Here is a 20,892-nt window from a genome sequence, read left to right on the forward strand (position 1 = left end):
TTGCCTCGTCCAACGGCTTCTTTGCCATGGCGCGTATCTCCATTCAATCCGTTAGAGATATAACGCGCCAGCATCGAATCGGTTGTCATGTTTTATGGGAAACTCAATAGTCTTTTCTTCGGCGCTCAGCTCACGGGCATAGCCGCCTTTACCGCTCGCATCGATACCGGTATCGACGAAGGTGGCGCCCAGCGAGAGCGCCTGCTCCTGAGTTTCCGGCCGCACGTCATAGCCCTCGACGACAGCCCCAAGGCGGTGCGCCGTCGCCATCGCCTCCAGCCCTGCCACACCGAGTCCCATCACCAGGACGTGAGCCGGTCCGATCGATCCTGCCGCGCTGGTAATCTTGGGCACGACGCGAGCGAGATGGGTCGAGCCGAGTTGCACCGCGTAGTAGCCTGCAAGCGCGGACTGGCTCGATAGCGCGTCCATGGACTGAGCGCGCGTAATACGTGGCACCCGCTCCATCGCAAAGCAGGTGATCTTCTTGTCGAGTAGGCGCTTGACCAGCGCGGGTTCGTTGTGTGCATAGATGAACGAAACGAGGATCGCACCCTCCTTCATCGCGTTGACCACCTCCAGCGCGGGAGGCTGAATGGCAAGCACGACATCGGCGTCTTTCACCAGTGCAGTGCGATCCGCTATGAAGGCGACGTCCTCGAACGCGGCGTCGTCCAGATGAATCGCTGCGCCCGCCCCCGGCTGCATATGCAGCCGGGCACCCAGTTTGACCAGTTTCTGGACCACGGCGGGCACGAGCGCCACACGGCGCTCGTGGGCCCGGGTCTCCGTCAGAACGGCAACGTTGATATACATGGCGGGCTTTCCCTGTGGCGATCAGGCCGGTGCGTCGAGGTGGGCGGTGCGAACCAGCTTCGTGTTGACGAACTCCTGGATGCCCATGTTGCCGAGCTCACGCCCGTAGCCGGAATCCTTGATGCCGCCAAACGGCAGTTCCGCATCGGACCAGTCGATGTTGTTGATGAACATCATCCCGGTTTCGACACCGCTTGCCACGCGTTTGCCGCGCGCCACGTCTTCGGTGAAGACCGAACCGCCCAGACCGAAGTCCGAGTCGTTGGCGAGCGCAATCGCTGCGGCCTCGTCCTCGACACGGAAGAACGACACGACCGGGCCGAAGAATTCGTCACGGAAGGCCGGATTGTCAGGCTTGATGTCCGTCAGGATGGTGGTTTCCATGAACGAGCCGGGACGGTCGATACGCTTGCCGCCCATCACCAGCGTGGCGCCGTGCGCCACTGCGTCGTCGACCTGCTTGAGCAGTTGAACCAGCGCCGCCTCGGTGGACAGGGGGCCGTGCGTGGTCTTCTCGTCCATCGGATCGCCCGCCTTCAATTCGGAAAGCGCGGTCTTGAACTTCGCAAGAAACTTGTCTGCAATCGAATCGAGAACGATGAATCGCTTCGCCGCGCAGCACGTCTGGCCGGCGTTATACATGCGCCCCCATACGGCCCACGGAACGGTCTTCTCGAGATCGGCGTCGTCGAGCACGATGAACGCATCGCTGCCGCCTAGCTCCATCGAAGTCTTCTTGAGGTTCTGCCCCGCTCGCGCGGCAATACTTCTGCCGGCCTCGACGCTGCCCGTCAATGCCACACCCTTGATGCGCGGGTCGTCGATGATTCGCTCGGACTGCTCGTGCGAGATCAGCAGGTTGGTGTAAGTCCCCTTAGGCGCGCCCGCGTCGAGCAGGAGTTTCTCGAAGGCAATCGCGCATTGCGGTACGCAGCCTGCATGCTTGACCACCAGCACGTTACCCGCCATCAGTTGCGGGCCGGCGACGCGTGCAAGCTGGTAATACGGGAAATTCCACGGCTCCACGCAGAAGAGCACGCCGAATGGACTGTTCTCCATGTGCGCTTCACCGATTTTCGGATTCAGCTTGGTCGGTGCCAGGAATGTTTTCGCATGCTCGGCGTAATAAGCGAGGATGTCGGCGCTGAACTTGACTTCGCCACGCGCTTCGTCGATGCGCTTGCCCATTTCAAGGGTCGCCAGTCTGGCAAATTCATCGACGTTCTGACGCATCAGCGTCGCGGCCTTAGCCACGATTTCGGCACGCTGGGCGTAGGTCGTGTGCTTCCATGTCTGGAAACAGGTCTCGGCAGCGGCGATCGACTTTTCGAGTTGCTCATCGGTCAGTTTTTCGAAGCTCTTCATGAGCTTGCCGTTGTTAGGGTTGACGCTTTGATAGGCCATGGTTGTGTTCTCTATAAATGGGGGTGCGCTTGAGTCCAAGGGGGAAATCTCAAGGGTGTTTGAACCGCTATGTCATTTTTGTGTTTGTCATCCTGACGATCATTCTGCGAACGCCTTGAATTCAGGCGCCGGACGCCTCGTCAGTGATTTCTGGGGCGGACGCGATGAACGCACAGGTTGGCTTCGGTAGCTGAGTCGGCCGAAGGGCCACGAGAGCGGGGCAACGTGGTGTCCTCATGCGGAGCGGTGTCAGTCCGCATTCGTCCTGGCGGGATACTTTGATCATAGGCCTCGACTGGCCGCGAACGGTAGCCTCGGAAACTACTCAGTTCCGCTGCGTTGTGCAGAAAGCAGCGCCCGGTGACAGGGTTGCGTCCGGGCGCCCTCATCTTTCAGTCACTGATCTCACTACAGCCCGTACCTTCAGCAAGGCACGCGGTTAAATCATGAGCGAACTAGTCGCCTGGAATCTCGTCGCACTCGGCAGCATTGGAAAGAAGGCATTCCTTTCTCGCCTCAGAAGGGTTCTTCAACGCTGGCAACCGTCGCTTCTGCGGTAATGACCCGATACAGCTGAGCGAACCGCTCGTCTACCGCACCTTCGAAGAGCGGATCGGTCTGTCCGTATGCACCGGTGCTTGCGATCTCACGCCAGTCTTGATCGTTGAGGTTTTTCTCTGCGGCCGGGAACAGCGTCAGTTCCTCGATGACCATGTTGTGCCGCAACCGCTCAGCGTAGAGCCGAACGCGGCTATCGACGAGTTCCTGCGACATGTTTTCGCCGCGGACGGCGGACTCCAGATCCTGCAACAGATCGCGCCCGTCCCGGATCAACGTCTGATGCTGGGTCTCGATTTCGTGACCGAATTCAATCGATAGCGCTTTCTTCGCCAGCAGCTTTTCGACCATACGGTCTTCGATGACGTGGTGGCTGATGTCGGGAAAGCGCGTCAAATAGCAAAGCACATCGACCAGCAACGCGATATTCGGCGCAGAGGCATCCGTGCGCAGGCACGAATGACCGTTGATCAGGCGCACCAGCCGCGCAAGCCTGACGTGCTCCGTGCAAAGTTTCTCAATGATGGTGCGCATGGCATCTCTCCCCAATTCCGCCCCACAGTCAGATGGGCGCGCGAAGCGTCATGTCGAGTGCGCGCCGCTGGAGCGCGTACTGCACTCGATCGGCGTGCAGATGAAATACTGCGATCCGATCGAAACGCCCCTACTCATAATAGGGCTGAGCGATCGGCGAAGACAGGATCGGAAACTACTCAGACGGACGTGCATTGCGGTCAACCTGAGTCCATCTTTCAGGAGTCCAAACGCCTCTGCAGATACCCCGCCGCGTTTCAATACAGTCCGCAACGGCCGTGCAATGAGCGGAGGTCACAGCCTGATAGACAGCCCGATAGCGAAGGCAACTTCGAAACCGGACACGTCATTTGTACGCTGTCGTACCGCATTCGCCTACGCTACGGCGTAACGTCAGAAACTTTGATGGATACCCCGGAGTGGATCGGGCCTACACGAACATTCATATGGAGTCCGTCAGGGACAAGACCCGCGCTCACATTCGCAATTTTCCCGGAGTTACCGCTATGAACTACAAGAGCATCGTCGTCCACCTCGACACCAGCGAACGCGCGCATCCGCGGCTCGAACTTGCGCTGCGGGTAGCAAAGCAGTTCGGCGCGCATCTCACCGGCATGTTCGGGGTCTTCACGCCCGACCCGCGGTCGTTCGACGTGATGGCAGGTTCTGCGGAGTACTACAGCGCCCAGGAGAAGGTACGCCACGAGCGAAGTGCGGCGATCGAGCGCCTCTTCCACGCCGAGCTAAGCCGCGCAGAGGTTGAGGGCGACTGGGTGACCACCGACAAATGCGCGAATCTCGTCGTCCCGCGCCATGGCCGCACCGCAGACCTGATCATCGCGGGGCAGCGCGATCCACAAGACCCCGAAGCGTACGTCGGCGACCACTTCCAGGAAAACCTCCTTATGTCTACTGGCCGCCCGGTGCTGATGGTCCCCTACGTCGGCGCCTTTCCCTCGCTCGGTAGCGAAGTGATGGTCGCGTGGGACGGCAGTCGCGAAGCCACCCGGGCCGTTCACGACGCACTGCCGTTCATGCAGCAAGCGAAGAGGACAACGGTCGTCACCGTGAACGGCAGGAAAGACGAACCAGCCGACGGCCGCCCTGCCGGAGCCGATATCGCGGCCGTGATTGCGCGGCACGGTGTCAAGCTAGAACTGCTCAATATCGACGAGCTGACCGGTGCGTCAATCGGCGATGCGCTGCTGTGTCACGCTTCTGATCTCGGCGCTGACTTGATCGTAATGGGCGCTTACGGGCATGCGCGCTGGCAGGAACTGGTGATGGGGGGCGCGACGCGGGAAACTCTAAAATCAATGACGCTGCCGGTGCTGATGTCGCATTAGCGAACGAGCCAGAACGTCGAAACCCACGCGACCGGTGAGGCGTTCCTCGAGCACTACAATTCGGGACGCGAAGCCTGTCTGCTGATCGATGCGTAACTGCCCGGCATGAGCGGGCTCGAATTGCTGGGGCAACTCCGCGCGACAGCGCGTTGTGCATCAGGCGTGTAGGCCGCTCAGGATCGGGTGCGCTGCCCGATCAGATCATCGAACACAGGTACCACCGCCAGGATGACCAGGATCGCCGCGAGTGGGACCGTGGCGACGAAGCCGATCCTCTTGAAGCCGAGGGCGCCAGCCAGTCCGCCAGCAAAGAACATCCCGAGCAGCGACGCAAGCAGCCGCAGCCGTCCGCGGTCCGCCCTGACCTTGTTTTCCCAGTCTGTCACCGCTCCGAAGTTCCAGTAGAACAACTTGCCTAGCTCGATCCCGATGTCGGTAACCAGGCCGGTCACATGGGTGGTGCGGATCTCCGCCTTCGAAATTTTTGTGATTATCGCGTTCTGCAGACCCATTACGAAACACAGCAGATCGACGGTGGCCGGCACGAACAGCCATCGGTGCTGCTCGAGGTTCGACCCCAGTAACCCGAAGCACAGCAGAAGCAGCGCTTCGAGCATCAAGGGCATCGCAAATTCGCTCTGCGCCTGCCGTCGCCGGCCCCAGTTGATCAGTATCGCCGAGGTCGCAGCGCCGCTCATGAACGCCAGAAGCGAACTCAGTCCAGCGGCCACCAGCGTGACGTTACCGAATGCGAGGTTGTCGGCCATCGCCGAGACGATCCCCGTCATATGCGACGTGTACTGTCCGACCGCCAGGAATCCACCAGCGTTGGCAGCGCCGGCAACGAAGGCAAGCGCCTGGCCAAGCCGGCGATTCGCGTCGTCGGTGCGCTTGCGAGCCGTCAGGGCTCGGAGATAGTGGAGCGGCATAGTGAGCATGAACGCACTTAACGCCGAAGGAGGTCGGTACGGTGCCGTACAAGTGCGGAACCGCCCACAACGAGCGAAAAAAGAAGTCTCGATGTCCGTCGCCGTACCGACCGCGCGGCAGCTCAATGTCACCCGCCGGGTTATAGGCAGGGAAATGCCGGTCGACTCTCTTAAAGGACGGGTCTGAAGCCATCTGGAGGCGCATCTCGCCCGAAACGCACACGTTAAATGGTGTCCCGACCAAAGCATGCAACCACTCCCTCCCGACTCCTGAAAGGATCCTTTGCCGATTGGCGGTTGCGCCAACCGCATCGTTGCCAAGATCAACTCGCTCACGAGTTCCCGCCGCGCTTCCGAACGCTGCCGGAAGCGGGAACAGGGTTCCGGCTCGCCGCCGCCAATGGCGTACCAGAACGAAGGTACGTCGCCCATCTGCTTTCGTTACCGCCAGACGCCCGTGACCTGACCTAAAGTCAATCGCACGTTTGCGGCTTACCTCCAATCTCGGACTGCGCAGCGCTTCGTGACGATTGGCAGTCTGAGCGTGAATTCGCTGCCGGCACCCAGCCCGGCACTGGTTGCCGACACCGTTCCGCCAGGGGACTCGGCGACTGCTTTTACGACAGCGAGGCCCACGCCCAGGCCACCTGCGCTAGCAGCAATCGTTCAATCGTTCTGCTGGATCGTGCGAACAGCTCGAAGGCATGCGGCAGGAGCCCGCCCGAAATCCCGAGTCCATTGTCCCGAACGGAAATAATGAGATCGATTCCATCGGCCTGCACAGTCATCCTGATATTGCCGCCTGTCGGCGTGTACTTCACCGCGTTGTGCAGCAGGTTAGTGACAGCCTGTGCGAGACGGACTGGATCAACCTCAATGCGCAGCGTGCCGTCCGGCATCTGCAGAGTGAAAGTCTGCTGCCTCACGGCAGCCGCCCGACGCAGCTATCTCACATGAATCGGCCAGAATGGTTGCCACGTCGACGTTGAGCTTGTCCAGGCGGAGGCCGCCCTGACCGATTCGCGTCGCGTCCACCAGATCTTCGGAAAGGCGCGCTATCTCGCTGGCTTGCCGGTCGATCATGTCGAGCACCCGGAGCATATCGGGGCGCTCTGCCAACGCCGAGCGGATCATGTGGGTCCCGAATCAAAACGAAGTCAATGTCCCGCGCAGTTCGTGAGCGACCATCGCCAGAACTTCGTTCTTGAGTTGTGGCGCATCGACGTTGTGACCGGATGTGAATGGCGATTCAAATGCGCCGCTAAACGGCGGCGTCACATAGACGGGTGACGAGATGGCTTGGTTGTGCACCGCCGATGAGGGTCTTCGTTAGTTTTGCTCCGGTGCGTCGCAGAGCCCGTAGGGCGAGCGCAGACGCACCGCAGATATGCGGTTCGTCAGGAAGATGACGCGGGAGTCGGGATGCGGTAGAAGAACGACTACAACTGACCGCCGAAGAAGCAGGCCCGACACCGGTCCTAAGTAAGGATGGGATTTCGATCTTTCGATCATCCAAAGCTCAACGCGGCGGCAAAGCCGTAGGCAGCGACAATTGGCTCCGCACGTAACACGTGCACTACCCGGCCCGCTGGTTCAGCCACAGTCGGCCTGCGGCCGTCATATTGATGACGCCGCCGGTGCGCGACTCGTACGCAAGCCCGAGAGTCAATAGTTCGTCGGTCATGGGGCGCGGAATCTCCGATTCGGAATCAGGAATTCGATCGAGCGATTTGAGAGCCTGGACAGCCTCGGCCGAGAGTTGGATGTACATGGTGGCCTCCTGAAGCTGAGATCATCATGGACCGGATGAAATTCTCCCGTCTGTACGGTGGCGACCACTTGGTCGCCCCTTCGTAACATCGCGTAGTCGGCCGTACCCACGCCGATTACGACGCTCCTGTTCAAATCGACCTCGGGGAACATCGTGAGTGCAATCGTGGAGGCGGTCCCGCTGTAGGCGTTGAAGGCCATGTCGTTCATGCGCGACTCGAACTGGCACGCAGCGTCTCCCCCGTGACTATGTGCTCTCGATCCGGCGAACCACTGCGGCGGCGAACTCGCGCGTTGACGCAGTGCCTTTCAGATCACGCGTACAGATATGGTCGGTGTTGAGTGTTTGAGTGATTGCAGTTCGCAATCGTTGGGCGAGATCACCCTTACCAACATGCTCAAGCATCAAGCCTGATGCAAGTAACAAGGAGATGGGGTTGGCCACGTCTTTACCAGCGATGTCTGGCGCCGATCCATGCACGGCTTCAAAAATTGCCGTGTCAGTACCGTAGTTGGCGCCGGGCGCCATGCCCAGTCCGCCCACGAGGCCCGCTAACTGATCCGACAGAATGTCTCCAAACAGATTGGTGCACACAAGCATATCGAACTGCCACGGGTTCAGCACAAGCTGCATCGCGCAGGCGTCGACAATGATGTCATTCATTTCCACCCGACCTTCGTAATCCCGGGCAACGTCTCGAGCGGCGTCCAGAAACAATCCTGTGAGTACCTTCAGGATGTTGGCCTTATGCACAACGGTGATCTTCTTTCGTCCGTGTTTCAAGGCATATTCGAAGGCAAATCTTGCGATTCGTGCGCACGCATCGCGTGTGTTTACCCCGGTCGCGACTGCAACCGCTTTCGGATCGTCGCCTACGGGAATGTAGTATTCGTGTGCGACATAAAACCCACCGAGGTTTTCGCGCACGAGCACGAGGTCGATCTTGTCGTAGCGACCAGGGATAATGGTATGCACGGGCCTAACGTTGCCAAAAAGCTGGAACTCCTCGCGAAGTCGAACGTTGGAAGAGCGGAACCCATCGCCAATCGGGGTCGTCAATGGACCTTTGAGGGCAAGCTTGTTCTTGCGAACGCTCTCGAGTGTCACATCTGGTAGCGGGTCCCCACAGTGGGTGACCCCGGCGATTCCGGCATGCTGTACGTCCCAGATGAATGGGGATCCTAAAGCGTCAAGAACCTGAACCGTTGCAGCAACCACTTCCGGCCCGATTCCATCGCCAGGAATCAGCGTTGCGGGGATTTTGTGTCTCGGCGTGCTTTCCATATCAGACTTCCAGATTAGACAGGACAACTGTCCGTGGTTGACCGACTATCGCTGACGCCGCTGGGTGCGATGAGTTGGTCTCAGGCATGGACCAGACCGAAACTTCATTTCCGCCGCATGGCGCACTCAGGCGGATGTGTCGCCGCGTCACGATTCCCAACGCGGGGACAGCTGATCTGGCCCCGCATTCTAGATACGGAGCCAGCGGCGATACAAGGAACAGGCCACATGGCGGATATACCGGTCGACCTGTCGTCACGGAAGGTTCGACGGCAACTCTCCGATCTGACGAAAAACACCTAGCCAGTCTTCCAGGTGCCATGTCTTGGCAATATGTCCCTCGCGGAATTCGTGAAACGAGTGAATCGCAAAATTGACAGGTTTCGATGTGGCTGCGATCCCCATGAGTGGGGCCGATGCGTCCCAGTCACGATCGCACGCACGGCTACCTTGTCTCCGTGAACCAGGACATCCAGAATCCTGATGTCCATGTCAGGCAGTGAATACGACAGATCCGCGAACACCGGGATCATAGAGTCGGGACCCGACACCGCTCCAGGAGAAGGCGGGATGTACTGCCAGTCTGGCGTTACAACAGTCCGAAACAGGGAGATATCTTTACGCGACATGGCACGGTAAAACACAGTTAAAGCCGCCCGCGCGACATCGTCCGTCACCTCATCCGCTCTGCTCATATGAACGTCTCCAGTGTCGAGGCCGGCGCATACGAGCGCAAGAGCGACATCACATCGTATGTCATTGAGCAACCGATGACCAGCTGATACGTTCTCCGGTAAGGGGCCATTTCCCACTGCCAATGATTCCGGTGACCGGGGCAAGCTTAGGTAGGCCGCACAAAGATACGCGCTTTATATCGCCTTCAGATCAGGCAACAGCCGGTCGAACTCCCGTTTCACCACGCTGTAGCATTCGCACACGCGCTTTTCGAGCCCCGGTCGATCCAGCACCTCGATATGGCCATGGCTGTAGCGAATCAGCCCCGCGTCCTGGAGTTTCAGCGCCGCCTCCGTCACGCCGGATCTGCGCACGCCAAGCATGTTGGCGATCAGTTCCTGTGTCATCTTCAGTTCGTTTGACGGCAGGCGGTCCATGCTGAGCAGCAGCCAGCGGCACAATTGCTGGTCGATCGAATGATGCCGGTTGCAAACGGCGGTCTGGGCCATCTGGGTGATCAATGCCTGGGTATAGCGCAGCAATAACCGCTGAACCGGGCCGGCGCGATGAAATTCCTCTTTCAGGATGCGCGCATCCAGTCGATACGCCTGACCTGCGCTTTGCACGACCGCCCGGTTTGGCGTCGTTTCACCGCCCATGAAGAGCGCAATACCGATGATCCCTTCGTTGCCCACGATCGCAATCTCAGCGGACGCGCCGTCCTCCATCACATAGAGCAGCGATACGATGGAGGTCGTTGGAAAATAAACGTGGTCGAGGCGGTCGCCAGACTCGTACACGACCAGGCCCAGTGGCATTTCAACCAGTACGAGATGCGGCGCCACACGCGCCCGCTCTGCTTCCGGCAGAACCGAAAGCAGGTGATTTCCTCCGAAATGACGCGCGTTTTCCATACCTCGCTCTCCCCCCCACCCTGGCAAGAAACCGCACTGTTTTCGCAGAATTGTTCTTAACAATATCAGGGATCGACGGCAGTTGCATGAAAGCGCAGGGCGAATCTGCGAGGATACCGATCTTCGCTAAACCCGGATTAAATTATAGTTCGCGTGCGCGACGGTGGCACGTTGCGGCGCACTGCAACGACCACCGGCCATGGCTCAACGGGTCTGCGCTGACAGGTCTGTCACTGCGCGGGAGGTATCGTCGAGTGGCTGGCACGCTCAGCAGGAGACTGAAATGTGTGGGCGCATTGGCCGCCGTCACACTGGCTCGCGAGCCATGCGCCGTTCCAGCACGATCGGCAGCCGTAGCGTGAATTCGCTGCCCGTACCGGGGCCAGCACTGGTCGCCGACACCGTTCCGCCATGCGATTCGGCGACCGCTTTCACCACGGCAAGACCCACCCCCAGACCCCCGGCACTCGCCGCAATCGTTCTGCTGGACTGAGCGAAGAGGTCGAAGATATGTGGCAGGAGCGCGCCCGATATGCCCAGGCCATTGTCCTTGACGGACACCACAAGGTCTTTCCCGTCTGCGAGCACGTTCACGGCGATGCAACCATTTTCCGGCGTGTATTTCACCGCGTTATGCAGGAGGTTGTTGACGGCCTGTGCGAGACGCGCAGGATCGCCTTCAATGCGTAGTGCCCTGTCGGCAATCTGCACGGTGAGTGTCTGGCCGCGTTGGGCTGCCGCCAGTGCGGCAGCGGTGAGAGGGGCGGCCAGAACCGCAACGACTTCGATGGGGGCCTTGCTCACACGGAGCGCGCCATGGTCGATCCGCGTTGCATCCATCAAGTCCTCAGCAAGCCGGGTAATCTGTGTGATCTGCCTGTCGAGCATGTCGATCGACCGTAACACCTCCGGGCGATCCGCCGACGCCCTGCGAATGAGATGGATGGCGAGTTGCATCGGCATTAACGGTCCACGAAGCTCGTGCGCCACCATCGCAAGAATTTCGTCCTTGCGTCGCAGCGCGTCGAACCGAGGGGCGGCCGACGGAGAATGACTGGAAAAACCGATGGAGGCTCGTTGCTGCAGGCGCTCCAGCATTTCATCGTTCACATCGGCGTGGTGCGCGTCGGGCGTGCCAACGGACCACCGGAAAGATACTGGATGAGATGACATGTTGAGCCTCATTTTTTTGACGCGCGGATCGCGAACAGCGAGCGATCCACGCCGCGGCATCCGACGCCCTGCCACAGCAACGGCTTGCTGTGTTGCGCGCTTTGCCGACTATTCGCGAATACCTGCCTCGCGAGAGCGACCCGAAAATCGCTGGTACGCGCAGGGTGGACTACCACGTTCTCACACCTCACGGAGCACGTCTGTACGGTAGCGGTCAACGACGTCACCCCTGTAGAGCGCAACAAATCTGTCACGTTCGCGACGGTATGTGTCAACCCGGGTCGATGCCACGACCCTTTGCCATCAGGAGAGTCCCCGCGATCATCCATGCAGATAGTGCGTTCGAACATAGAGAGGTCTGTACGTTGTCGTACCGCATTCTCCAGCGCGTGCGCGTAGCGTGTGTTCTATCGTCCACCAGCAGGGAGAAAATCATGCTTAGACGAACCTTCATCTGGAGCACACCTGGGTCGTTTCTGGTACTCGGTGCAGCCCTCTCAGGCTGCACCACCACCTCTTCTTCCGAAGCGAGCCGTGGCCAGCAGATGGATAAGCGCCGCACCATCGATGCGGGCGTCGACTCGACGCTCGCACGCCTCTATACCATCGCGAGCGGCTCGCGTGAACTGGTCGGCAAGGCGCGCGGCGTGCTGGTGTTCCCCTCGGTGTTCGACGCGGGCTTCGTCGTCGGCGGTCAGTATGGGGAAGGCTCCTTGCGCGTCGGCGGACACACGGTCGGCTACTACAGCACGGCGACCGGTTCGATCGGTTGGCAGATCGGCGCGCAATCGCGCGCGATCGTATTCCTGTTCATGACTGAAGAGTCGCTTAACCGCTTCCGTAGCACAGACGGATGGTCAGCGGGCGGCGATGCGTCCGTGGCCGTGCTCAAAATCGGCGCAAACGGCAATCTCGACACGAGCACCGCGACCGGTCAGGTCAATGCTTTCGTCCTGACCAACAATGGCTTGATGGCGGGCGCGTCGCTCGAAGGCACCAAAGTTACGCGGCTCGCGTTGCTTTGAGGCAGACCCTCGCGCGGCGTAGTGCGCGCCTCTTCTCATACTATGGAGAAACCATGTTACGAAGCATAAGCGACCTGCACGGCAGCACCGTGCACGCATTGGATGGTGACATCGGCTCGGTCAACCAGGCCTATTTCGACGACGAGTCCTGGGCCGTGCGTTATCTGGTGGTCGAAACCGGCGACTGGCTCAACGACCGGCAGGTACTGGTGTCGCCGTATTCGGTGAAGCACACCGACCCGGGATCGAGCGTCGTGCATGCGAACCTGTCCCGGCAGCAAGTGCGGGATAGCCCGATTCTCGACACCCATAAGCCGGTGTCGCGGCAGCATGAAATCGAATACCTGCGCTACTACAGCTATCCGACGTATTGGGGCGGCCCGAACCTGTGGGGCATGGGCGCCTACCCTGCCTACGATCCGACAGGCGTGGCGCCGGACGCGCTGCCCGATGAACCTTCGCGGCCAACCTTGCATACGAACAAGCCGAAAGCGGACGTTCATCTGCGCAGTACGAACGAGGTCAAGGGATACCACCTCAAAACAGCCGACGGCGGCATCGGCCACGTCTCGGACTTCATTTACGACGACACTGACTGGGCGATTCGCTACCTGGTCGTCGGGACGCACAACTGGTGGCCTGGTGGCAAAGCCGTGCTGATCGCGATTCACTGGATCGACGTCGTCGACTGGCTCGATTCGACCGTATCGACGGCATTGACGCGCGAGGTCATCAAGAATAGCCCCGCTTATGACGACTCGATGCCGGTCGATCGGCATTACGAAGTCGCACTGCACCGGTTTTACGACAGGCACGGCTATTGGTCGGATGCCGATGCCGGCGAGCGGGTTGCATTGGATTGACGCGCCGCACGGAACGCGGCCCCCCCTTGCGCCGGGCGGTCCGCGATCGGGCGAAAGTGACATAAGTTCGGTAAACGGCGGCGTTGACGATGTTCGACGCGCCGTGAGTTTCATCCTGTCGGCAGTCGAAGGCGCGGTCGTAGTCGGCACCCTCAGCGCTTTGGGCGCAACGCTCGTCAATGAGGGGCTGCCGAAGGAAAGCGTGATCCATTACGAGGCCGCCACGCCCGAGACCCTCTCACGGGCCGATACGCCTGCGCCAGCCATCAGGAACGCCCCGCTCATGGACACGCTCACTCACGATCCGGTCAAGCAGCCGACTCGTCCAAAACTGCTGCAGGTGATGGGCCCGGGCCTCATCACCGGCGCGTCGGACGACGATCCGAGCGGCATCGCAACGTATTCCCAGGTCGGCGCGCAATTCGGCTACGGGCTCGCGTGGACTCTCCTGTTCAGCTACCCGTTGATGGCCGCGATCCAGGAGATCAGTGCGCGCATCGGGCGCGTGACCGGCAGCGGCATCGCGGGCAATCTGCGTGAGCACTATCCGCGCTGGTTGTCGACCAGCGTAGTCGGGTTGCTGCTCGTCGCGAACATCATCAACCTGGGGGCGGACCTCGGTGCGATGGGCGCAGCGCTGAAGCTGCTGATCGCCGGTCCCGCGCTACTCTATGTGTGCGGTTTCGGGCTGCTGTCGGTCGTATTGGAAGTGTTCACCCGCTATGCCCGCTACGTGTCGATTCTGAAGTGGCTGTGCCTGTCGCTGTTCAGCTATGTGATCTGCGCCTTTGTCGTTAAAGTACCGTGGGATCAGGTCGGCCGCGCCGTGCTGTTGCCCGCGCTGTCCATCAAACCGGACTATCTCGTCGCCATTGTCGCCGTCATGGGTACGACGATCAGCCCTTACCTGTTCTTCTGGCAAGCCGAGCAGGAAGTCGAAGACGAAAAGGAACGGCCCGGTGCACATCCGTTGACCCACGCGCCGTGGGAAGCGCCCGCGGAGTTCGCGCGGATCCGCATCGACACCTACCTCGGCATGGCGCTCTCGAATGTAATCGCGTTCTTCATCGTCGTGACGACGGCGACGACCTTGCATGCACACGGGCTTACCGATATCCAGACTTCGGCTCAGGCCGCGGAGGCGCTGCGCGCCATAGCAGGTCCATTCACGTTCTTTGTGTTCGCCGCCGGCATCATCGGCACCGGCTTGTTGACTCTGCCCGTGCTAGCCGGCTCGGGTGCCTATGCAGTGGGCGAATTGTTCCTGTGGCGAGTGGGCCTCGCGCGCGCGCCTTCACAGGCGAAGGCGTTCTACGGCGTAATTGCCGCCGCGACGGCAATCGGCGCCGGCCTGAACTTCACGCCGATAGATCCCGTCAAGGCGCTCTATTGGAGCGCGGTCCTCAACGGCGTCGTGGCGGTGCCCGTGATGATCGTCATGATGCATCTCTCGATGCGTACGCACATCATGTCGGGTTTCACGCTTCCACCAACACTACGCACCTTCGGCTGGATTGCGACCGGCGTGATGGCGGCAACGGTCGTGGCGATGGGTGTGACCTGGTTTGCGTGAGAGATTCGCTCTATCGCTTTGGATAGTGCTGCGTTCGCAACGCTTCGATCTCGTCAAGCAGATCGAGTGCGAGCGCGATACCCGCAGCGTTGATCTCGAGATCCTCCGCGAGATGGCGGGCCTTGCGGGCGCGCCGCAATGAGATACCGTCGAAATGCGGACCATCATCTTCGCTGACCCGTTTCGGCTCGATCGCCCCTTGCTCGATCCAGTCAAAGATCTGAAGTTCAGAAGCGCCGGATACCCGGCACAATTCGAGTAGCGTGAACTCTACCTGCTCCTCGACGATCAGGCACTTGAGCCAGGTCGTGCGCGATTCGTTCATGATTGATCACCTGAAAAATGCGCGCGCGGGTCGAAGTCGCATGCCTGTCGTAATGTCTCGTAAGCGGCGCGTGCCTCGTCGGTGTCGGCCGGTGGCAGAGCGATGTTCAACCGCGCATAGAGGTCGCCCGCTGTACCGGCCGGCCCGCTCGCCGGGATGCCCTTGCCTTTCAGGCGCAAGCGCTGGCCTCCGCTAGAACCTTTCGGGACGACAATTTCAACGGTGCCGTCGGGCGTCGGCACGGTAATGCGCGCACCTAATGCGGCCTCCCAAGGCGCAACCGGCGCGTCGATCGTCACATCGCGGCCGTCGACATTGAAATGTTCCTGCGGGCGTAACGCGATTTCCAGGTACAGGTCGCCAGGCCGCCCCTCTCCGAAACCCGCGCCCCCCTGGCCGGCAAGCCGCAAATGTTGCCCACTGTGCACGCCCTTGGGAATGGAGACATCGAGCGTCCGTGACTTCAACACGACACGGCCACTTGCATCGAGTATCGGTGTCTCCAGGGAAATCGTGCGCTGTGCTCCGCGATAGGTATCTTCCAGATCGATCACAACTTTGGCGTGGTGGTCCTGGCCTGGAGCCGAGTGCGGCACACCGCCATAGGCATCCTCCATTTCTCGTGCAGTTGCATTGTCAGGGCCCGCGCCGGCGGCGTGCCGCGCACGTCTTGTCGAGGCGCGGCCACCATCGGCATGTTCACCGCGGAAAAGTGCCTCAAAAAATTCGCTGAAGCGTGCCTCCCCTGCGCCGTGGTCATTCGCGCCGCTGAATTCGAAACCTTCATCCCACTGGGGCGGCGGCTCGAAGTCCTGACCATTACGCCACTGGTCGCCCATCCGGTCGTAGGCCGCACGCTTTTCCGTATCCTTGAGCACGCCGTACGCCTCGCCGACTTCCTTGAAGCGTGACTCCGCGTCGTCGAGCTTGCTCAGGTCCGGGTGGTATTTGCGAGCGAGCTTGCGATACGTACGCTTGATATCGTCCTGCGTCGCGCTACGCGGCACTCCCAGCACTTCGTAATAGTCTTTGTATTTCATGATCGAAGCCCTATCAGAAAGGCCGCGCGCATACCTATTTGAGCGGTATCGGGGCGGGACTGGCGAGCGGCGCGCCATGAACCGTCGCCCAGTCGCTGCGGCGAGCGTGGTGGATCATCAGGGGAATGCCGCCGAATACGACGATGCCGAGCCCGACCAGTCCGGTATAAAGCAACGGTGAGCCCACCGGCAACTGGTCCGGCGGGAAGAACGAGACGGCGAAACTGAACAGCACACCGGCAAAGCCGATGCCGGCAGTCAGCCACATGCCGGCTAAACCACCGGGCACGGTGAAAGGTCGTGGCAACGCAGGTGCGCAATAGCGCAGCCTGATTGCCGCCGCGTACATCAGCATGTACGCGATCAGGTAGAGCGCGATTGTCATCGCGGAGATCAGAAAGAACGCGACCGACACATCCCGGATCACGAAGTAGAAGCACGAGATCACCGTCACGATCAGCCCTTGCACCAGCAGAATATGCGTGGGCATGCCGTGGCGGTTCCTGGCCTGAAGGATTGGCGGCAATTCACCCTCGTGCGCGGTTTCAAGCAGACCGCGCGACGGACTGCCCAACCAGGCCAGCACACCACTGATTGCGCCGATGCCGACCAGCAGCGACAGCGCCGACACAGCCCAGCCCATGTGCCAGAGGTCCGCAAGCACGACACTGAACGCATCGAACACGCCGGACTGCAACGAGATCTTCTCGTACGGCAAGATCGCCGCGATCGGCAACGCGCCGAGCGCGAAGATCAGCACCGAAATCAGCGCACCCAGTCCGATGGCCGCCGGATAACCGCGACTCGGACTGCGCATGTCGATCACATGAACCGCCTGCACCTCCACACCGGCAAATAGCAGCACGATGCCGGCAAGAAACGAGATCGTGCCGAAGCCATGAATCGCGGGCCAGAAGCGCGCGTGGCCCTCTTGCGATAGTGCGGCATCGTTCAGATGCTGCCAGCCGAGCGGATGGCCACTGCCGATCCAGTAGCCGAGCAGCGCGAGCAGCACGACACCCGGCACGATGGTGCCGATCACGAAGGTCCAGCTGGCGATCCTCGCGAATACTTCGACACCTTGCAGTACGATCCACGTGGAGAGCCAGTACGCGACGATGCAGAAGATTCCGACGTAAACGCCGTTCTTCGCCAGATCCGGGCGGCCAATCGTATAGGCGAGTGCCGCCGCGCCGAAGGTCAGCGCTACGGGATACCAGACGACGTTCTGGATCCATTGCAACCAGATCGCAAGGAAACCCCAACGTGTGCCAAACGCTTCCGCGACCCACGTATAGATGCCCCCGCGCCGGTCGGCAAAAGCGCCACCCAGTTCAGCCGAAATCAGCGACGCCGGGATCAGATAGAAGACCACCGTAAACGCGAGATAGACGAACATCGTCATCTCTTCTTTCGCCAGCAACGGAAGTCCACGCAGGCTCGTGACCACGGCGGCGGCCGTCATCAGACCGATCGACGTGACGCTCAGATACTTGCCGCGCTTCGCGGACTTTGCGGCCGGCAAAGCGGACGCGGCGGTCGTGGTGCGAATCATTTCGTGCGCTCCTGTGAAGAGGCAACGTCAATCGTGATGGAAGGTGGGCCCGGCGGTCGAATGGAGCACCGGGTTCTTCGTCAGATGCGCGACGGCGTGCCGGATGTCCCCGAGTAGCATCGCCGCCATGTCGCGGGTCACGCCGCGCCGGATCAACACGCGTTGCACGATGGTCTCCTCGCGCGCCGCCGGCAGTTCGTACGAGGCGATCTGCCAACCACGCATGCGTACATGATCGGACAGATCGAATAGCGTGAAGCCCGCTGTTTCCGGGTGCTTCAGCTTGTAGCAGACGGCCGGCAACGCACCGCGTCCATCGTAGATCAGCTCCAATGCGTCGATCTTTGCCAGACCGTCGGCCAGTGCTTGAGCCGTATCGGCGCATTCCTGCTGAATGTGCCGATAGCCTTCACGGCCCAGACGCAGCAGCATGTAGTACTGCGCAATGATCTGTCCGGCCGGCCTGGAGAAATTCAGTGCGAACGTCGGCATGTCGCCGCCGAGATAATCGACCCGGAAAATCAGTTCGTCAGGCAAGTCCTGAGTACTGCGCCAGACTATCCAGCCGACCCCGAGCGGGGCGAGCCCGTATTTATGGCCCGACGCATTAATCGATTTGACGCGCGGCACGCAGAAGTCCCATTCGAGGTCCGGCTGAATGAATGGCGCGACGAAGCCACCGCTGGCCGCATCGACATGAATCGGAATATCGAGCCCGACATTTGCTTGCAGTGCGTCCAGTGCACCCGCCAGCGCCTTCACTGGTTCATAGACACAGGTGAACGTGATGCCCAGTGTGGCCACGACGCCAATCGTGTTCTCGTCGCAATACTGAGCCAGGTCTTCTGGTTGCAGTCCGGTCGCATCGTCTCTGAGCGGCACCTGACGCATCTCGACATCGAAGTACCGGGCGAATTTCGCCCAGCAGACCTGTACGGGTCCACAGACGAAGTTTGGCTTGTCGGTCGGCTTGCCTTGCGCTTCCCTGCGCTTTTTCCATTGCCACTTGAGCGCAAGTCCACCGAGCATGCAGGCTTCGCTCGACCCAGTTGTCGAGCAACCGGTCGTCTTCCACGATTTCGTTGCATGCCACAGATCGGCGAGCATGTGCACGCAGCGCATTTCGATTTCAGCGGTTTGCGGATATTCGTCCTTGTCGATCATGTTCTTGTCTATCGACAGATCCATCAGTCGGCGAACTTCGTCGTCGGCATAGGTGGTGCAGAACGTCGCGAGGTTCTGCCGTGAGTTGCCGTCCATGAATAACTCGTCGCGCACCAGATCGAAAACCGCTCTGCGATCGGACGATGCTTCCGGGATCCGGTACTTCGGAAGTGAAGAACCGGAGATCGTCGCGGCGTATTCGTCGGCGACGGCATCGGGCGTGGGCGGCGGGGACTTGAGAAAGGTCATGGCGTGAGATTCCCAACTTGAAATGAGCGAAGCGGGTTCGTGAACGAACGGCGAGCAAGCGGAATGGTGATATTGGGGAGAAGGGAAAGTTTCCATAATCATGGTGCGCGCAGGACCGATCAAAGTCGGTACGCTGCCGTACCGCACCGCCGCATCCCACGCGATATGTTCATTGCATTACGTCGCTATTAAGCGCAAGGTGGTGCTATTCACTGCGCGGTTTGCGATCGACCGTTACGCCATCGATATTCGGCGCGAGAGCCCAGCGAATAAAACCATTCGTTAAGGAGCCCGTCATCATGACCATCCCCACCGCGACATACAACGGCCACGAGTTACGTGCCTATGCCAGCCAGCAATTCCCGCCCTTTGGCGATCCGTATGCCAAAGGCGCGCGGCGTTTTTCGTCCGTTATGCGAATCGACTCGATCCCATTCAGCGAGGCGGACGCACGACGCTATTCGACAGTCTTCGACGCCGTGAGCCCCGCCACTTTCGATGACGCGATCGGCCTTGCCATGCAGTTCGGCAAGGACATCGTCGACGGCAAAGTTCAGGCCGCGGCGCTCTGAGCGCACGCAATGCCATTCGCGACGGCGTTGACCGTCAGAACGAACTCTTCGGGGCCGATATGTATAAACGCATTCTGGTAGCAATCGACGGTAGCGAGACGGCTGAACATGCGTTGGACAGCGCTCTGCAACTCGCACACGATAATGACGCGCAGTTACAGCCGCTTTATGTCGTAGACAACCCATTGATGGCATACGACGCGTACGGCTACGATCCGACGATCCTGCGAGACGCCTGTATTGAAGAAGGCCAGCGGTTGATGGCGGATGCGCTGGCGCGAATGAAGCGCGAGAACGTGGCCGGCGTGCCGCGGATCGTCGACGTCGCGCCGATCGGCGAGGACATCTCGGAACGGATCCGCATTTCGGCTAACGAATTCAACGCGGACCTGCTGGTGCTCGGCACGCATGGGCGACGGGGTTTCAAGCGTCTGTTTCTAGGTAGCGTGGCCGAACGGGTCGTGCGCAGCGCGAGCCTGCCGGTGTTGCTGGTCCCGAGCCGACAGGCGCAAACCACGGTCGCGGAAACCGCCAGTCCCGCACACACCGACGTCGCTGCGGCGGTGTACGAACTGCCCCGCTAGTGGCGGCCGCCCATACATCGCGGCGAGCTAGGCCGCGATGATCACCTTGAGCGCGCGGGTGTCGGCCGCGTGCGCAAAGGTTGCATACGCATCGAGGATCTGCTCGAATGTGAAGCGATGGGTGATCAGAAGTTTGGGATCGAGCCGGCCGGAGCGCAACGTCTCCAGCAGCATCGGTGTGCTCACGGTATCGACCAGCCGCGTGGTGATCGTGATATTCCGGTCCCACAGGTGTTCCAGATGAAGGTCGACCTTCACGCCATGCACACCGACGTTCGCAATCGTCCCGCCCGGAGCGATAATCGCCTCGCACAATTCGAAAGTGGCGGGTATCCCGACCGCCTCTATTGCGGTGTCGACGCCACGGTCGGCCGTGAGTTTCATGACCGCCTGGACTGCGTTGCCGTCCGCGCTGTTGACGACCGCGGTCGCACCGAAACGCTTCGCGGTCTCCAGCCGGTTGTCGTCCAGATCGACCATGATGATTTCGGCAGGCGAATAGAAGCGGGCCGTGAGCAACGCCGCGAGTCCGATCGGC

At 60.5% G+C, this 20,892-nt stretch carries 22 protein-coding genes and 1 pseudogene; 6 read left to right on the forward strand and 17 right to left on the reverse strand.

Translation table 11 applies throughout. From position 1 onward, the window contains the following. Window positions 1-51 precede the first annotated feature (51 nt). The 3 genes from HV796_RS35730 to HV796_RS35740 all read right to left on the reverse strand — a co-directional run bounded on the left by HV796_RS35730 (window position 52) and on the right by HV796_RS35740 (window position 3,312). Entirely contained in the window at window positions 52-816 is a 765-nt protein-coding gene (locus HV796_RS35730) for a Rossmann-fold NAD(P)-binding domain-containing protein (protein ID WP_246356232.1), read from the reverse strand. Window positions 817-837: 21 nt separating this feature from the next. Further along, window positions 838-2,220, reverse strand: coding sequence for an NAD-dependent succinate-semialdehyde dehydrogenase (locus tag HV796_RS35735; protein ID WP_175232587.1), 1,383 nt, complete (start codon window positions 2,218-2,220; stop codon window positions 838-840). Between the two features lie 516 nt (window positions 2,221-2,736). Continuing rightward, entirely contained in the window at window positions 2,737-3,312 is a 576-nt protein-coding gene (locus HV796_RS35740; RefSeq protein ID WP_175232588.1) for a hemerythrin domain-containing protein, read from the reverse strand. A gap of 506 nt (window positions 3,313-3,818) precedes the next feature. Between HV796_RS35740 and HV796_RS35745 the strand changes: the two genes are divergently transcribed. Next, the gene (locus tag HV796_RS35745) at window positions 3,819-4,658 is read left to right on the forward strand and encodes a universal stress protein (RefSeq protein WP_175232589.1); all 840 of its coding nucleotides are present in this window, start codon (window positions 3,819-3,821) and stop codon (window positions 4,656-4,658) included. Between the two features lie 173 nt (window positions 4,659-4,831). On the opposite strand, the gene HV796_RS35750 is transcribed toward HV796_RS35745, so the two are convergent. The 9 genes and pseudogenes from HV796_RS35750 to HV796_RS35785 form a co-directional block, all read right to left on the reverse strand. Continuing rightward, window positions 4,832-5,587: a YoaK family protein gene (locus tag HV796_RS35750; RefSeq protein ID WP_175232604.1), complete on the reverse strand. Its 756-nt coding sequence runs from the start codon at window positions 5,585-5,587 to the stop codon at window positions 4,832-4,834. Window positions 5,588-6,079: 492 nt separating this feature from the next. Then, window positions 6,080-6,223 (reverse strand): hypothetical protein, encoded by a 144-nt coding sequence (locus tag HV796_RS46020; RefSeq protein ID WP_377694504.1) that lies wholly within the window; start codon window positions 6,221-6,223, stop codon window positions 6,080-6,082. Then, window positions 6,205-6,513 (reverse strand): sensor histidine kinase, encoded by a 309-nt coding sequence (locus HV796_RS35755; protein WP_217478099.1) that lies wholly within the window; start codon window positions 6,511-6,513, stop codon window positions 6,205-6,207. Before HV796_RS35755 ends, HV796_RS46020 begins: the two co-directional genes overlap by 19 nt. Further along, window positions 6,461-6,721, reverse strand: a complete 261-nt coding sequence (locus HV796_RS35760; protein WP_175232591.1) for a hypothetical protein — start codon at window positions 6,719-6,721, stop codon at window positions 6,461-6,463. Before HV796_RS35760 ends, HV796_RS35755 begins: the two co-directional genes overlap by 53 nt. Window positions 6,722-7,163: 442 nt before the next feature. Continuing rightward, entirely contained in the window at window positions 7,164-7,358 is a 195-nt protein-coding gene (locus tag HV796_RS35765) for a hypothetical protein (RefSeq protein ID WP_175232592.1), read from the reverse strand. A 246-nt stretch (window positions 7,359-7,604) separates the two neighbouring features. Then, on the reverse strand, window positions 7,605-8,642 hold the full coding sequence (locus HV796_RS35770) for an isocitrate/isopropylmalate dehydrogenase family protein (protein WP_175232593.1): 1,038 nt from the start codon (window positions 8,640-8,642) through the stop codon (window positions 7,605-7,607). A 255-nt stretch (window positions 8,643-8,897) separates the two neighbouring features. Continuing rightward, window positions 8,898-9,337: pseudogene (locus HV796_RS46025) on the reverse strand (ester cyclase). 174 nt (window positions 9,338-9,511) lie between these two features. Further along, window positions 9,512-10,231, reverse strand: coding sequence for a Crp/Fnr family transcriptional regulator (locus tag HV796_RS35780; RefSeq protein WP_175232594.1), 720 nt, complete (start codon window positions 10,229-10,231; stop codon window positions 9,512-9,514). Window positions 10,232-10,537: 306 nt separating this feature from the next. Then, the gene (locus HV796_RS35785) at window positions 10,538-11,404 is read right to left on the reverse strand and encodes a sensor histidine kinase (RefSeq protein WP_175232595.1); all 867 of its coding nucleotides are present in this window, start codon (window positions 11,402-11,404) and stop codon (window positions 10,538-10,540) included. A 434-nt stretch (window positions 11,405-11,838) separates the two neighbouring features. On the opposite strand from HV796_RS35785, the gene HV796_RS35790 reads away from it, so the two are divergent. The 3 genes from HV796_RS35790 (at window position 11,839) to HV796_RS35805 (ending at window position 14,865) form a co-directional block, all read left to right on the forward strand. Next, on the forward strand, window positions 11,839-12,429 hold the full coding sequence (locus tag HV796_RS35790) for a BPSL1445 family SYLF domain-containing lipoprotein (protein WP_175232596.1): 591 nt from the start codon (window positions 11,839-11,841) through the stop codon (window positions 12,427-12,429). Between the two features lie 53 nt (window positions 12,430-12,482). After that, entirely contained in the window at window positions 12,483-13,292 is an 810-nt protein-coding gene (locus HV796_RS35795) for a PRC-barrel domain-containing protein (RefSeq protein ID WP_175232597.1), read from the forward strand. Window positions 13,293-13,575: 283 nt separating this feature from the next. Continuing rightward, on the forward strand, window positions 13,576-14,865 hold the full coding sequence (locus tag HV796_RS35805; protein ID WP_175232605.1) for an NRAMP family divalent metal transporter: 1,290 nt from the start codon (window positions 13,576-13,578) through the stop codon (window positions 14,863-14,865). Between the two features lie 10 nt (window positions 14,866-14,875). Here the strand turns inward: HV796_RS35805 and HV796_RS35810 are convergent, their stop codons facing one another. Genes HV796_RS35810 through gad form a run of 4 tightly spaced genes read right to left on the reverse strand, consistent with a single transcriptional unit; the run spans window position 14,876 to window position 19,198 of the window. Continuing rightward, the gene (locus HV796_RS35810) at window positions 14,876-15,190 is read right to left on the reverse strand and encodes a chaperone modulator CbpM (protein WP_175232598.1); all 315 of its coding nucleotides are present in this window, start codon (window positions 15,188-15,190) and stop codon (window positions 14,876-14,878) included. Further along, window positions 15,187-16,230, reverse strand: a complete 1,044-nt coding sequence (locus HV796_RS35815) for a DnaJ C-terminal domain-containing protein (protein ID WP_175232606.1) — start codon at window positions 16,228-16,230, stop codon at window positions 15,187-15,189. The genes HV796_RS35810 and HV796_RS35815 overlap by 4 nt, the downstream gene beginning before the upstream one ends. A gap of 34 nt (window positions 16,231-16,264) precedes the next feature. Next, complete coding sequence (locus HV796_RS35820) at window positions 16,265-17,785, reverse strand: amino acid permease (RefSeq protein ID WP_175232599.1); 1,521 nt, start codon at window positions 17,783-17,785, stop codon at window positions 16,265-16,267. 27 nt (window positions 17,786-17,812) lie between these two features. After that, window positions 17,813-19,198, reverse strand: a complete 1,386-nt coding sequence (gad, locus tag HV796_RS35825; RefSeq protein ID WP_175232600.1) for a glutamate decarboxylase — start codon at window positions 19,196-19,198, stop codon at window positions 17,813-17,815. A gap of 299 nt (window positions 19,199-19,497) precedes the next feature. Between gad and HV796_RS35830 the strand changes: the two genes are divergently transcribed. Continuing rightward, complete coding sequence (locus tag HV796_RS35830; protein ID WP_175232601.1) at window positions 19,498-19,770, forward strand: hypothetical protein; 273 nt, start codon at window positions 19,498-19,500, stop codon at window positions 19,768-19,770. A gap of 59 nt (window positions 19,771-19,829) precedes the next feature. After that, the gene (locus HV796_RS35835) at window positions 19,830-20,354 is read left to right on the forward strand and encodes a universal stress protein (protein WP_175232602.1); all 525 of its coding nucleotides are present in this window, start codon (window positions 19,830-19,832) and stop codon (window positions 20,352-20,354) included. A 27-nt stretch (window positions 20,355-20,381) separates the two neighbouring features. Here HV796_RS35835 and HV796_RS35840 read toward each other — a convergent pair. Next, on the reverse strand, window positions 20,382-20,892 hold a 511-nt coding region (locus HV796_RS35840), incomplete at its 5' end, for a zinc-binding dehydrogenase (RefSeq protein ID WP_175232603.1).

This window comes from Paraburkholderia humisilvae (assembly GCF_902859855.1).
Taxonomy (GTDB): Bacteria; Pseudomonadota; Gammaproteobacteria; order Burkholderiales; family Burkholderiaceae; genus Paraburkholderia; species Paraburkholderia humisilvae.

Coding starts and splice junctions, on each gene's coding strand:
- HV796_RS35730 (WP_246356232.1), bottom strand. CDS start 816: ATGTATATCAACGTTGCCGTTCTGACGGAGACCCGGGCCCACGAGCGC.
- HV796_RS35735 (WP_175232587.1), bottom strand. CDS start 2,220: ATGGCCTATCAAAGCGTCAACCCTAACAACGGCAAGCTCATGAAGAGC.
- HV796_RS35740 (WP_175232588.1), bottom strand. CDS start 3,312: ATGCGCACCATCATTGAGAAACTTTGCACGGAGCACGTCAGGCTTGCG.
- HV796_RS35745 (WP_175232589.1), top strand. CDS start 3,819: ATGAACTACAAGAGCATCGTCGTCCACCTCGACACCAGCGAACGCGCG.
- HV796_RS35750 (WP_175232604.1), bottom strand. CDS start 5,587: ATGCCGCTCCACTATCTCCGAGCCCTGACGGCTCGCAAGCGCACCGAC.
- HV796_RS35760 (WP_175232591.1), bottom strand. CDS start 6,721: ATGATCCGCTCGGCGTTGGCAGAGCGCCCCGATATGCTCCGGGTGCTC.
- HV796_RS35765 (WP_175232592.1), bottom strand. CDS start 7,358: ATGTACATCCAACTCTCGGCCGAGGCTGTCCAGGCTCTCAAATCGCTC.
- HV796_RS35770 (WP_175232593.1), bottom strand. CDS start 8,642: ATGGAAAGCACGCCGAGACACAAAATCCCCGCAACGCTGATTCCTGGC.
- HV796_RS35780 (WP_175232594.1), bottom strand. CDS start 10,231: ATGGAAAACGCGCGTCATTTCGGAGGAAATCACCTGCTTTCGGTTCTG.
- HV796_RS35785 (WP_175232595.1), bottom strand. CDS start 11,404: ATGTCATCTCATCCAGTATCTTTCCGGTGGTCCGTTGGCACGCCCGAC.
- HV796_RS35790 (WP_175232596.1), top strand. CDS start 11,839: ATGCTTAGACGAACCTTCATCTGGAGCACACCTGGGTCGTTTCTGGTA.
- HV796_RS35795 (WP_175232597.1), top strand. CDS start 12,483: ATGTTACGAAGCATAAGCGACCTGCACGGCAGCACCGTGCACGCATTG.
- HV796_RS35805 (WP_175232605.1), top strand. CDS start 13,576: ATGGACACGCTCACTCACGATCCGGTCAAGCAGCCGACTCGTCCAAAA.
- HV796_RS35810 (WP_175232598.1), bottom strand. CDS start 15,190: ATGAACGAATCGCGCACGACCTGGCTCAAGTGCCTGATCGTCGAGGAG.
- HV796_RS35815 (WP_175232606.1), bottom strand. CDS start 16,230: ATGAAATACAAAGACTATTACGAAGTGCTGGGAGTGCCGCGTAGCGCG.
- HV796_RS35820 (WP_175232599.1), bottom strand. CDS start 17,785: ATGATTCGCACCACGACCGCCGCGTCCGCTTTGCCGGCCGCAAAGTCC.
- gad (WP_175232600.1), bottom strand. CDS start 19,198: ATGACCTTTCTCAAGTCCCCGCCGCCCACGCCCGATGCCGTCGCCGAC.
- HV796_RS35830 (WP_175232601.1), top strand. CDS start 19,498: ATGACCATCCCCACCGCGACATACAACGGCCACGAGTTACGTGCCTAT.
- HV796_RS35835 (WP_175232602.1), top strand. CDS start 19,830: ATGTATAAACGCATTCTGGTAGCAATCGACGGTAGCGAGACGGCTGAA.